The organism is Anaerolineae bacterium, from assembly GCA_016931895.1.
Lineage (GTDB): Bacteria > Chloroflexota > Anaerolineae > 4572-78 > J111 > JAFGNV01.
On the sequence record JAFGDY010000283.1, the window covers coordinates 15,549 to 28,441 of the forward strand.

Consider the following 12,893-nt stretch of genomic DNA (forward strand, 5'->3'; position numbering starts at 1 on the left):
CGTGCCATCCGAACTACGTAAATTGCCCGGCGTTGATAAACTGCTCCAGCATCCTGAAGTGGCGGCGTTGGTTGAGGTGCATGGTCGCCAGCTTGTTATTGACGCCATTCGGCTGGAGTTGGCGGCGGCCCGCCAACAAATTGGAGCTGGCCAACCTGCCCCTGCGCCGGATAGCTTGGCGCAGGCAATCACTGCCCGCCTGGCCGCCGGCATCCGTCCTTCGTTGCAGCCGGTGATCAACGCCACCGGCGTGATCATCCATACCAACCTGGGCCGGGCGCTATTGAGTCAACGGGCGCAAATGGCCCTACAGCAGGCCGCTTCAGCTTATTCCAACTTAGAATACAACCTGGCCGCGGGAGCGCGTGGTTCGCGTTATGTGCATGCCGCCGATTTATTATGTCGTTTAACCGGCGCGGAAGCGGCCGTGGTGGTCAACAATAACGCCGGCGCGGTTATGTTGACCCTCACCGCCCTGGCCAAAGACCGTCAGGTGATTATCAGCCGCGGCCAACTGGTTGAAATTGGGGGCGGCTTTCGTATCCCCGATATTATGGCTCAATCCGGGGCCAGGTTGGTGGAAGTGGGCACTACCAATCGCACCTATATTCAAGATTATGAGCAGGCCATTGATTCAGCATGTACCGGCCTGCTCCTGGCGGTGCACCACAGCAATTATCAGCTTACGGGCTTCACCGCCCAACCCTCCCTGGCTGAGCTGGTTGGCCTGGCCCATCGCTACAACCTGCCTTTGATGGAAGACCTCGGCTCCGGCACGCTGTTAGATACAACCCCTTTTGGCCTGGCGCACGAACCCACCATCCAGGAAAGTCTGGCCGCCGGAGCAGATATTGTAACTGCCAGTGGGGATAAATTGTTGGGCGGCCCGCAAGCCGGCTTGATTTTGGGCCGGGCCGCGCTCATCGAAAAACTCAAAAAGCATCCCCTTATCCGGGCCTTGCGGGTTGACAAAACCACCCTGGCCGCTTTGCAAGCCACCCTGCTGGCTTACCTTGAAAACAAGGCTTACACTGAAATTCCGGTCTGGCGTATGATTTCTGCCGGCGGGCCGCAGTTGGCCCGGCGGGCTAAAAAATGGCAAACCGCTTTGCGTCGTGAGCCATTGCTGGCCGGGATATCTTTGCAAATTGTTAACAGCGCCTCCACGGTGGGGGGCGGCAGTTTGCCCGGCCAAACCCTGCCTACCCAGGCTCTGGCTATTTCTGCGCTCTCTGTTGACGCTCTGGCCGAAAAATTGCGCGGTGCCCGCCCCCCCATTATTGCCCGCATTGAAGATGATCGGCTTTTGCTAGACCCGCGCACAGTGTTGCCGGAGCAGGATCAGATATTAGTTGACACGCTGAAAAAGGTGTTGGGGGCCGGTTAGGTTATGGCGAGCGATTATAAACAACTGGTCAGGGACAACGTGCTTGATGAAGAATTTTTTATAAACGCGACCTTCACCGGCCACCAACGAAAGCATACGCTTCCCTGGCTGAAAGTTGTTATTCGGCCGGTGGAGCTAAAGGGCAAAAGATACCTCCAGTTTTCTTACTTTGAGCCGGATAAAGATATTACTAAAAACTACACGGGCGACGAGGTAAAAGAAAAACTGGACCAACTACTGGCCTTACCCTTTAAGGGGATCAATCTGAAAACAAAAACAGGCAATCTGCATGTGCAGTTCACCAAAAAAGGCAAAGCCATTGTTCATAAAACAACCGCTCCTGCCCCACAAAAAGGGCCGGACCTGGCGCACGATCGTCAAAAAGAGCTGTTGCTGCCGGCCACCGCGCCCAACCCTTTTTTGCAAACCATCGGGTTGATGACCAAAGATGGTAAAATTAAGGCCGGGATGCAGGGCAAGCTTAAACAAATCAACGAATTTTTGAAGCTGGTTCAGCAAACAGGAGAATTAGAGAAGTTTGATAAAACCCCGCTTTATCTGGTGGATTTTGGGTGTGGCAGCGCCTATTTAACCTTTGCCATCTACCATTACCTGAATCATATGGTGGGGCTGCCAACTCAAGTCACCGGCGTTGACCTAAAAGCGGACCTTTTGAAAAAGCAGGCTGAGCAGGTCCAGGCCCTGGGTTGGACAAATTTAACCTTTCAAACAACAAGCATCATGGACTTTGAACCTGAGACTCCGCCTGACCTTGTTTTGGCCCTGCACGCCTGTGATACCGCCACAGATGAAGCCCTGGCCCGGGCGATAACCTGGCAGAGCAAACTCATTTTTTGCGCCCCGTGTTGCCACCACCATCTACAACAACAACTCAACCAACAGCCTGCGCCCGCGCCGTTTAAGCCCGTGATGCGGCATGGCATTTTAAAAGAGCGGCAAGGGGACATTTTAACCGATACCTTCCGCGCTCTGATTTTGCGGATAAGGGGCTATCGCACCGAGGTGGTGGAGTTTGTTTCCCCTGAGCATACCTCTAAAAACCTGATGATCCGGGCGGTAAAAGTGGCCGCCTCTGGCGAGGCCAGATTTGTTCAGGAATATAAAGCCCTAAAACAGTTTTGGGGCGTTGAACCTTATCTTGAGCAACTTTTGGCCGGAGAAAAACCCATATTCTGAGACCATAAGCAACCATAAGCCTGAAAAGGTGGATTAATAAGGAGCAATCAAATGCCCGTCTCAAAAAGTGATGCCCGTCGCTTGACCAAGGAAGCTACGGAAATAGGCGCTCACGTTCTGCGGGGGGTGCTGACCGTTGGCCCGGAGGGCGCCAAAATTGGCGAAACCGATATTTTGGCCTGGCTGACCCAATACGCCCATGAGGAGTTGATGCTAATTGTCGCCCCTATCGGCAAGATTTTTATTGAAAGCGAGGTGAAAATTTGTTACACCTGTGGCCGGGATTACACGGGAGATAATTGTCCTCACTGCGCCGAGGCCCGGGCCAGATTGCGGGGAGAGTAGAGGGGGTTAAATAATGAACCGGGAGAGTTGCTCCGCCACCTGCCGGCACTGATGGCGAATCATCCCCAACGGCACATTGGAACTGAGCGCCAGGGATAACAAAATTCTCTCGCCCAAAGTTAAGGTATAAAGGCGGTACGCCTCACCTTCGTGCAAACTTTGGATAAAAGAACCACCCTGTTCGCCCAAAAAGCGAGCGGCCTGGGCCGCTGCTTGCGAGCTTTGGGCGACCAGCAGCGTCAATTCCTCACAGTGGTCGCGGTCTAACATTCCGGCCTGGGCAATCAATTCCCGCCCGGCAATGAGCAAAATGGCCTCGGCCCGAACCTCCACGTTTAAGTCATCCAACAGCCGCAAAATTTCACTTTCGTTGGCCCGCAAAAAGCGAATGGTTTCTTGGGGCACAGCGGCAATGGCCGGCATTGATCCCTCCTCATCCGCAATGGCTGGCGGTGGATCTTCCTTTTCTCCAGCCGTTTGCGGCGCTTTGGTGGGCGGGGGTGGGGTCTGCGTTGCGGGCGAACCGGGCGCGCCGGGAAAAATGGGTGGAGGGGGGGGGCGCCGGCCAAGAGCCTGGTTTATCAAATCGGGTAAATCGCCCACAAAAAAGGGTTTGGTTAGCACCCCATTAATGTCCAGCGATTTGACCTGGTCGGGCAAGTCTTGGCCCATCAGGGGGATCATCATAATGCGCATCCCGCTTTTAGCCTCACGGATGGCCTGCACCAGGGTTAGCGGCGACATATCGGCCAGATCCATGTCTATGATGACCAGGTCAAAGGGTTCTTCTATGACCGCTTCCAGGGCATTGCTGCCGGTATGCACGCACTTGGCCCGGTAATGCCCGCTGTTTTGTAGCCCCTCCTTGAGCATGTTGCCAAAACCTTCGTCGCTATCAATTACAAGGATATTTGGTGCAGCCATTTTCTTTCCATGAGTGTCTAAGCGGTTTTCTAAATCTCAGCTCTTCCCCTCTTAGGGGCATCAACCATTTTAATGTTATTCTTGAGAAAAGTCAACGTTGATGGGGAACGATGACGAAGCGTAGAAATTCCACAACAAATTTTACAAGAGGTACTATTTAGGGATGATGATTCACCTTCGCCGGCGAATGACCAGCCAGACGATGAAGCCGATGAAGATCACGCCCAGCGCCACCACCAAACCCGCAATCCAGGGCCGGGTTTTTATGGAGGTGTCTTCAGGGGCAAATGTTGCCACACCAGTGACTTTTGCCAACGGTGTATCCGACGGGATGGCCGTCAGGCGGGTCGGCGCCGTAGGGCTGGCCGCGAGGGTGGGCGTAGGCAAGGACACTTTTTGCTCTTGTTGGGACTCGGGGGCAGGGGGTGTCGTTGCTCTGCCGGTCCCTGTTGGTTGTTCGACGCCCCCTTCGGCTACGTCGCCGGCTTTCTCCTCGGCCAGTTCGGCGGCCAGGGCAGCAGTGGTGACAGTAGGCGTAGGCATGGCGTGAGGCGTAGCCGTAGTCTGAACAGCAGGGGCAATAAGTTCGGCGTTATCTGCCTCCCTGGTCACGTTGGCTTCAGGAGATGTTTCTACCTCGCCTACGGCTGAAGCCATATCTTGGGTAGCTTCATCAACCAGAGATTCTTCCGTCTTGATCACTTTCCCAACTGTGGCGGGGGCGGCTTCAACAGCTTCTTCTGCAGCCGGTTCTTCAGCCGGTAACTCGGCGGGGGGTGCTTCTGCGGCCGGGGGAGCTGGCGCTTCAGCCTCAACCGCCTTTTCGGCCTCCTTCTCTACCGCAACTTCCTTTTCAATCTCTCCCGTTTCCCAAATCTCTTCGGCCGGGGTGTTCTGGTCAGATGGTTCCTCCGCTGCTGGCTCTTCCTCGGCGGCTTGTTCTTCAGCCGCATACTGCGCTATCTCTGCGGCAGGTTGTATGTTCCCGCCGAGTTGCCCACGCAAGAAAAGCCCGCCAACGGCCAGCACGCACACCAGCACGGCGGCAGCGGCAGCCAAACCACCCAGCCAGGCCGGCAAGTTAAAAGATTTTCTGGGGATAGACGATGTGGCCAGCGCGCTGGCTTTAGAAAGCGTAAAAGGACGGTGCGCCGCCACGGGGGGAAGGTCTGCTACCAGCGCTATTGTTTGGCGCAGCGTATCCAGGTCGTCGCGTAATTCAGGCGATGTAGCCAGGGCCTGCTCAACCAGGGCGCGCTCCTCGCCGGTTACTTCACCATCCAAATATGGCGAAAGCAAATCACGCGCGTCTTCAATATTTGGTTGGTGGTTAGTATACTCTGGCATTGGCTAAAAACTCTATTACTTTATTATTACAGACGGTATTGGCCGGGCAAAAGTTCCTTTTGCGTTATCAAGAAATCGCGCAGGCGGCGGCGGCCCCGGTTCAGGCGCGATTTGACCGTGCCCAGGGGTTGGCCGATGATGTCGGCAATCTCCTGATAAGAAAATCCCTGCACGTCGCTTAAAACCAGGACCACGCGCTGGTCTTCGGGCAATTGGGCTATCCCGGTTTGAATCATTTCGCCCAATTCGCCCCGCAACACGCGCTCTTCAGGACGCTCGCCGCCGTTGGTCAATTTAGGATTGTGCTCGTTGGGATTGTCAGACAGGTCATCTAAAGAGGAGGCGGGCCGGCGGCGTTGGTAGCGAATCTGATCGTAACAGGTGTTGGTGACAATGCGCAGTAGCCAGCTTTTAAATGAGCCGCCCTGGTATTGTTTGATGGCCTTATAAGCTTTCAGAAAAGCATCCTGGCAGGCATCTGCCGCAGCCTCTTGATTGCCGATCACCCGGTAGGCCACGTTGTAGGCTGTGCCCTGGTAGGCCATCACCAATTTATTAAAGGCAGGCACGCTGCCCTGTTGCGCCTCTTTGATAATCTGAGCTTCGTCCATAAAAGGGAATGGTTGTTATGGCTTGGGTTTATCTAAATCTACCGGATGGCCTAGGCAATTTGACGGATATGACCGCTTGGTTTATACTTACCTCTGCTTTGAGCCGGAGTGGCGGAATTGGCAGACGCGCACGACTCAAACTCGTGTGGGCTAGTCCCTTGTGGGTTCGATTCCCACCTCCGGCATTATAGCATTTTTTATAGTAATATGCCAGGCCAAAACATTAGTTCACCCTCTGGTTATCCGTGAGGCCACTTCCCGCGTAGTGTTAAAATTGGGGAGCGGCCATTCATTTTGAATAGGGGTGTTTTATGAAAAGAAGCAGGAAAAAGCGCGGCGTAAAAATAGACCGCCGTTTGCTTATCCTCTTTGCCATCACGCCGGTTGGTTGCCTGTTGGCCATTTTTGTGGGGCTAATTATAACCTGGTATTTGTTTCCCACCCGTTTTGTTGACGCCCAAATTTCAGAATTGTCCGAGGACCAGGCCCAAGAAATTGTGGTTATGACCGCCGCCGATTTTGCCGAACATCAAGACGTAGAGCGAGCAAAAACCTTTTTGGCCGAATTACAAGTGCCCAATACGGCCCAATACGTTTCTTTGGTGGCCGAGCGCATGATCCGCACCAATCGCGGCCCGGTAGATGAAGAGATAAAAAATGTGGTCAATTTGGCCGAGGCCCTGGGGGTGAGCACCATTTCTATGATTGCCTATGTTTCCACGCCCACCGCCACCCCCACCGAAACGCCGCTGCCCACGTCCACGCCCACCAATACACCCGTGGTGCCAACTGCAACGCCAACCCTGGTGGTTCAGGCCGCCGCCGGCGCTTCGGCTGAGAACATCCCGCCTACGGAAGAGCCACCCCCCACCGAAACCGCCCTCCCTGAACCTGTGGCCACCCATACCCCGGCCCCCCCTACCGATACCCCTACCCCGGAACCCACCCCCACCCCCGCCGTTGACTTTGTCATCACCCAACAGAGATTGTTGAGCAAAGATGAAAATGGCGGCTGTTTGGGCATGCACAGCATTTTTGTAAACGTGGTTGACGCCGCCGGAAACCCGATTAAGGGGGTGGAACTGGGCGATGCCTGGAATGCTGTGCCCGGGGTTGTCACCGGCCACAAGGGCGATGACCAGCCCGGCCTGGCCGTGTACGACCTGTACAAAAATGGCTACATGATCTTTGTAAAAAATGACCCCACCGCCGGCCGTCCCGTTACCAGCGAACAAACCGAACTGCTCAGTTCAAACGATTGGGAAATCGGCATTCCGCGCCTCATTGAGGCCGGTTATTGCCCGGACGAGGCAACCTGCCGGGTTTTATGGAACAGCGGCGTGTACGGTGAAGGCAACAACTCGCTTTGTTGGGGGCATTATTCCTGGGAAGTAACCTTCCAGAGGACGTGGTAATGTATGAAAAATTCTAAGATTCTCCTCCTGATTATAGCCCTGGTGATACCCCTGTTTTGTGTGGTGGCGGTGGTCGCCGGTGCCCTGGGTTATAGCCTGATCTCAACCACTGCGGCCAATAGCTCTGCCCCGGAGATCAGCGGCCAAGAATTGGAAGCCCAAATGTTAGCCATTGCTGCTGAATATGCCAGCAGTAACAACCTGGAATTGGCCCAACAACAGCTTCACACCTTGGGCTTGCCCAACGCAGAACAATATCTCTCTTTTATGTTGGATCGTTACATTCAAGAAGGTCGCGGGGCCGACGATGCCGACGCCATGAACCTCTACCGGTTGGCCGATGCCCTGGGCGTAACTACGGTTTCAGTAGTGGCTGCTCTATCTAGCCCCACGCCCCTGCCCACGCCCACCCTTCCGCCCACGGCCACGCCCCTGCCTACCGACACGCCCTTGCCTACCGCAGCCCCCACCGAGATACCAACCGAAGCCCCCCCCACCGACACGCCCGTTCCCGCCGACACGCCTGAACCACCCACCCCCACCCCTGGCCCCCCCACCAATACCCCCGAACCGACCGCTACCCCGGAACCTACTCAACCGCCGGTTGATTTTATTATTGTTGAACAAAGAATGTTAAGCCGGGACGAAAATGGCGGCTGTATGGGCAGTCATAATATTTTTGTCACGATTCTGGATGTTAACGGTAACCCGCTGGATGGGGTTACGGTTGAAGACACATTCAAGGCCGTGCCTCCTCACAAAAGCGGTGAAAAAGGCCCGGGCAAATTGGAATACGATTTGTGGAAAAACGGCTTTTCCCTGGAAGTCACCGCCAAGGAAGACGGCTCTCCGGCCACCAGCCAGGTTACCGAAAAACTGAGTTCAGTGGACCATGATATTCCCAACCCCTGGCTCAGCCAGGGCGGTTACTGCGGCGACGACGCGGATTGTACGGCCCGTAAAAACACCAATCAACTTTGTGCGGGGCATTACTCGTATGCAGTCACTTTTCAAAAGACCTATTAAAAAATAGAACTGATTGAAACGATTCGGTAATTGTTTGATTATGCTCTGAGGCCGTAGGCCGAAGAATCTCTTTATGGCGTCCCTTTACCTTGCTGATGTAACACCGGAAGGAGATTCTTCACTCCGCTTCAGCCGCTTCGCTTCCAATCTCCGTTCAGAATGACATGTTGAATTACCGAATCATCACCTGATTTGATGACTAAGATCATTTGACATTATTGAACCCTCTGCATAAGATACATCGGTTAAAACGCCCGGCCATTGGAGGACAATGTAGACTTAAAAAAACAACAAAAAAGCGCGTCAGCGGAATCAATATCAGAAAAAGCCGAGACGTTGGGGTCTCCCTCTGCTGCCCCGCCCAACCTCCCCGGAAGAAAGCGGGCCTCAACCCAAAAGAAACATGATAGGGGGTGGTGGATAGGCGGCTTTCTTTTTGGTTTTGTGGTGGGCCTGGTTCTATCGCTCACTTACGGCTGGGTGCTGGACCCGCGTCCGTTGCCCCTTGGCCCGGCAGACTTGGTTCAACAGGACAAAGACGTTTATCTTCGTTTGATTGCGGCGGCTTATTTTCATGAGCAAGATGAAGCGCAGGCCAGGGCCAGGTTAGCCGCCCTTGAATATCCTGACCCGCCCAACGCCGTGGCTCATTTAGCCGAGTTGTATATTGCCCAAAACGGAGATATTAGAGACATCATAGCCCTGGTCACTTTAGCTGACGCCCTGGGCCAAACATCCAGCACCATGGTTGTTTTTCTGGCAACGCCTACCCCGGTGCCCACCTCAACCCCCACTCAAGCCCCCACCCCAACCCCGCGCCCTACCCATACCCCTACTCCCTGCACCCCCCCGCCCACCTCAACCCCCACGCCAAGCAAAACTCCCACCCCAACCCCCACCCGCCCGCCAACCGCCACCGCCAGCCCAACCTTTACCCGCACTCCCCGACCTACACGCACCGCTACCCCCACCCAAACCCCCACCCCCGGCCCCAACGCCCCCTTTGGGGTAGCGCAATCTGTGGTTTTGTGCGATAATACCACTGGTGGATTGCTTAGAATCTATATTCGTGATAGAGTAGGGGCAGGTGTAGCGGGTGTAGAAATAGCCATCAACTGGCCCGGGGGCAAAGATAATGTGTTTACCGGCTTCAAACCCGAAATAGACCCTGGCTACGCCGATTTTCAAATGGAGCCGGACGAAACTTATCAAATAGAACCGGTTGGCGTGGGAACCGCCGGCCCGATCCCTGAAATAACGATAAGTGGTAATGATCTTTGCCGCAATTTACCCCCCGGCGTTATTCCCTCCTGGCAAATTGTCTTCCAGCAGGGAGCCGGTGGACCGTAGGTAGAAGGAAGGATTTGCCTTGAAAGAAGAAGCAATAAAAAATACGCCCCTGTTTGCCGAACTGACCGACAGCGAACAACGCGCCCTGGGCAAACGGATGCGTTTAGAAAACTACAAACCCGGCGAAACCCTCTTTTTTAAGGGCGGCGAGAGTGACGTGCTGTACCTGATAAAAGAAGGTTGGGTCAAACTCTCGGCCGGTGAAAACCAGCCGGGAGTGGCTAATCTTGGCCCCGGCAGCCTGGTGGGCGAAACCGATTTCTTTTTGGGCCAAACCCACGCCATGACGGCTCGCGCCTCCGGCGGCGTCATCGTCTGGTCGCTAAATAACGCCGACCTGGCTGAAGTTATCGCCGAACGCCCCGCAATCGGCCTCAACCTGGGGCTTGCCTTTGGCGCGGGCATCATTCAATATCAACCGCGCCTCACCGGCCAACTGGCCGAAATCCCCTTTTTACAAGAATTATCAGATAGAGAGCGGGCCGTGCTGGCCCAGCATCTCTCTCCGCAGCGTTATTTTGCCAACGACGCCATTTACCGCAGCGGCGACGCCCCCACCGGCATCTTTTTCCTGGAAAAAGGCATGGTCCGGCTTTTGGGCGATACCGATGACGATTATACCGAACTTGCCTCCGGCGACGCCTTTGGCGAGATGGCCGTCATCTCCGGCAAACCCCATTCCAATACGGCCCAGGCCGCCAATGAGGTGGTGCTCTGGCAGCTCAGCCCGGCCGATTTTGCCGCGCTGGCCGAATCCAACCCTTCCATCAAAACCAAACTTGGCCGAAATTTACGCGCCAGCCTGACCCTGGCCGACCAGGAATATGCCCTGACCATTCTCCAGCGGCTCCCTTTATTTGAGGATTTAGCCGAAGACGCGCTCAAAGATGTGGCCCGCCTGTTGCTGCTGCGGCACATTCCGGCCGGCGAATTTGTGTTCAACCAGGGCGATCCCGGCGAAGCCCTGTATATTGTTGACAGCGGTACCGTTGAAGCTATTTCCGACAGCCCGGATAAACCCCAAGAATTGGTGGGCCGGTTTGTGGCCGGAGATTTTTTTGGCGAAAACGCCCTGCTCACCGGCAAAACTCGTTCCTTTACCACCTATGCCGCCACCGACGCCAATCTGTGGGGCCTATACCGCACCGATTTTGACAACTTGCTGGTCAAATATCCTCAACTAAGCGTGGCCCTGGGCCGGGTGGTGCGGGAGCAGCTTGACGCTTCGGGCGGTTACGCCATGGAGCCTCATTTAAAGAAAATTGCCCTGCTGGGCGGCCTGTCTCGCCGGCAGCTCGATGAACTTTCCACGCGCTTGCAGGCGCGTCGTTATCAAGGCGGCAGCATCATCTATTACGAAGGCCAGGCCAACGATGAAATGTATTTTGTGGGCCAGGGCCAGATTGAACGCTGGGTAACCACCATGCAGGGGCCTGTTTTATTGGAAATGCACGAGCAGGGCGACTTTTTTGGCGAAATAGCCCTGCTTTCCGGCAAAGCCCACCCCGATACGGCCCACGTATTGGTTGATAGCAACGTTTGGGTGCTGACCAAGGCCGAATTTGAAGATTTTGTGCAGCGTTACCCCAATCTGGCCCTGGTTTTCAATCGCCTGCTGGGCGAACGTTTGGAAGAAACCATGCGCCGCATGCGGGGCGCTGCTCCCCAAAGGGCTTTGCCCGCCACAACCGGCGCGCCTCCGTCGCGGCCTATGACCCCCACCCGGGGGCCGGTGATGATGCCGCCGGTGCCGGTGCGCCCGGTGGGGCCTTCGGCCGGCTTTCAACCGTCGCGGCCTGTACCGGCGCTACCGTCGCGGACCTATCCGGCCCCGGGGCCATCGGTTCACTCCCAACATACCACCGCTATGCCGCCGATACGCCCGTCCGGCCCGTCGGTTCATTCTCAACATACCACCGCTATGCCACCGGTTCGGCCACCTGGTTCAGCGGTTCACTCCCAACATACCGCCGCCATGCCACCGGTCCGCGCCGAACCTTCGCGGCCAGTTCAGCCGCAGCGTAAAAGTAAGCCCGGCCGGAAGGTCAAAAAATCCCCGGCCCGGCCCGGCGATCCCACCCGGGGCATGCCGCATCCTTTCTCTACAGAGGCCGCGCCAACCGAAGCCAAATCAAAACCGGCCCGTAAGCCGCCCAAACCAAAACGGAAAGGGCCGGGCGCAGCATCGCGGCCGGCGCCGGTTGGCGCTTACGCAGAAGCCGCGCCCGTATCCCGGGGAACCGATCCGGTACGGGAAAAATCTGCGGGGGCGCAGACGGGGCAGAGATTGGATGCGCCGTCTGTCTCTCCGGCGCAAAAAGTGGAGCGAAGTCGCCGCTCTACTTCTCAGGCTATGTCGCAGCCTCGCGTCACCTCCAACCGCAGACTCAAACGGTACAACACCAGTTTGTCGGTTTGGTTTGCCAAACGCAGCCTGCTGGCCAAAATAGGCATCCTGGGGATACTGATTCTATTGACCTGGTTGTGCGGCATTTCCGCCCCGTCGTTGATCATCAACTCGCTGGCCGCAACATTTGAAGATGAAGGCGCTCTGCCCGGGGATAAGCGCAGCATTATGAATCAAATGCGTCAAGAGGGGGCTGTGGGAGCCATGGCCGCCCTACCCTTTGTGGAAACGGCCACCCCCACCCCCACCGAAACGCCTACTCCTACCCTCACCCCCACCCCTTCCGCCACCCCCACCGAAACTCCCCTGCCTACCCTCACGCCCACCCCAACGAATACGCCCACCCCTACCGAAACCCCGACCCCGATTTTTACGCCAACACCAACCAATACACCCCGGCCGCTTTTTACCAACACCCCCGGCCCGCCCACCGAAACTCCGACTCCAGAACCTACCCCTACGCCCGATGTTGACTTCCGGCTGGTCAGCGTGCGCCAACTGACCCCTTGTGAAAACCAGGGAAAGCACCACATCTTTATCAAAGTGCAAGACCCCGGCGGCCAGGGGATCAACGGCGTGCCGGTTAAAATTGCCTGGGCCACAGATTTTATTGTGAGCCAAACCGAAACCAAAACAGACCTGAAAGGCAGCCTTGATCCGGGGCGCATTGATTTTGCCATGTTCAAAGGCACTTACGAGGTTTCCATACAGGGCGGCACCAGCGAGGTTGCCACGGGCATTACCCCGGATTTTGGGGTCAATGAGACCTGCCCGGACAACGATAATCCGGTGGCAAATTCTCTTTATCACATCTCTTTTGAGGTTATTTTTGAGCGGACTTTTTAAGGCAGCTTAAAACAGGAGAAAATCAAAACGCTGAAGTC

Annotated in this window: 9 protein-coding genes, 1 tRNA gene and 1 pseudogene; 8 read left to right on the forward strand and 3 right to left on the reverse strand. The window is 55.8% G+C overall.

The annotated features are described in order from the left end of the window. Nucleotide 1: 1 nt before the first annotated feature. Genes JW953_21570 through JW953_21580 form a run of 3 tightly spaced genes read left to right on the forward strand, consistent with a single transcriptional unit; the run spans nucleotide 2 to nucleotide 2,929 of the window. A complete protein-coding gene (locus JW953_21570; GenBank protein MBN1995294.1) occupies nucleotides 2-1,387 on the forward strand; it encodes an L-seryl-tRNA(Sec) selenium transferase in 1,386 nt (461 codons plus the stop codon). Between the two features lie 3 nt (nucleotides 1,388-1,390). Beyond that, nucleotides 1,391-2,584 (forward strand): SAM-dependent methyltransferase, encoded by a 1,194-nt coding sequence (locus tag JW953_21575; GenBank protein ID MBN1995295.1) that lies wholly within the window; start codon nucleotides 1,391-1,393, stop codon nucleotides 2,582-2,584. 51 nt (nucleotides 2,585-2,635) lie between these two features. Further along, a complete protein-coding gene (locus tag JW953_21580) occupies nucleotides 2,636-2,929 on the forward strand; it encodes a hypothetical protein (GenBank protein MBN1995296.1) in 294 nt (97 codons plus the stop codon). A 6-nt stretch (nucleotides 2,930-2,935) separates the two neighbouring features. On the opposite strand, the gene JW953_21585 is transcribed toward JW953_21580, so the two are convergent. The 3 genes from JW953_21585 to JW953_21595 all read right to left on the reverse strand — a co-directional run bounded on the left by JW953_21585 (nucleotide 2,936) and on the right by JW953_21595 (nucleotide 5,811). Beyond that, the gene (locus JW953_21585) at nucleotides 2,936-3,853 is read right to left on the reverse strand and encodes a response regulator (protein MBN1995297.1); all 918 of its coding nucleotides are present in this window, start codon (nucleotides 3,851-3,853) and stop codon (nucleotides 2,936-2,938) included. 171 nt (nucleotides 3,854-4,024) lie between these two features. Beyond that, nucleotides 4,025-5,200, reverse strand: coding sequence for a zf-HC2 domain-containing protein (locus JW953_21590; protein MBN1995298.1), 1,176 nt, complete (start codon nucleotides 5,198-5,200; stop codon nucleotides 4,025-4,027). Nucleotides 5,201-5,226: 26 nt separating this feature from the next. Continuing rightward, complete coding sequence (locus JW953_21595; protein ID MBN1995299.1) at nucleotides 5,227-5,811, reverse strand: sigma-70 family RNA polymerase sigma factor; 585 nt, start codon at nucleotides 5,809-5,811, stop codon at nucleotides 5,227-5,229. Nucleotides 5,812-5,913: 102 nt separating this feature from the next. Between JW953_21595 and JW953_21600 the strand changes: the two genes are divergently transcribed. From JW953_21600 to JW953_21620, 5 genes and pseudogenes are all read left to right on the forward strand, one after another. Then, nucleotides 5,914-5,996 (forward strand) — tRNA-Leu (locus JW953_21600). A gap of 126 nt (nucleotides 5,997-6,122) precedes the next feature. Further along, complete coding sequence (locus tag JW953_21605; GenBank protein ID MBN1995300.1) at nucleotides 6,123-7,226, forward strand: hypothetical protein; 1,104 nt, start codon at nucleotides 6,123-6,125, stop codon at nucleotides 7,224-7,226. Between the two features lie 3 nt (nucleotides 7,227-7,229). Continuing rightward, the gene (locus JW953_21610) at nucleotides 7,230-8,252 is read left to right on the forward strand and encodes a hypothetical protein (GenBank protein ID MBN1995301.1); all 1,023 of its coding nucleotides are present in this window, start codon (nucleotides 7,230-7,232) and stop codon (nucleotides 8,250-8,252) included. Between the two features lie 762 nt (nucleotides 8,253-9,014). After that, nucleotides 9,015-9,245, forward strand: a pseudogene (locus JW953_21615) (hypothetical protein). Between the two features lie 376 nt (nucleotides 9,246-9,621). Next, the gene (locus JW953_21620) at nucleotides 9,622-12,855 is read left to right on the forward strand and encodes a cyclic nucleotide-binding domain-containing protein (protein MBN1995302.1); all 3,234 of its coding nucleotides are present in this window, start codon (nucleotides 9,622-9,624) and stop codon (nucleotides 12,853-12,855) included. The last annotated feature ends 38 nt before the right edge of the window (nucleotides 12,856-12,893 follow it).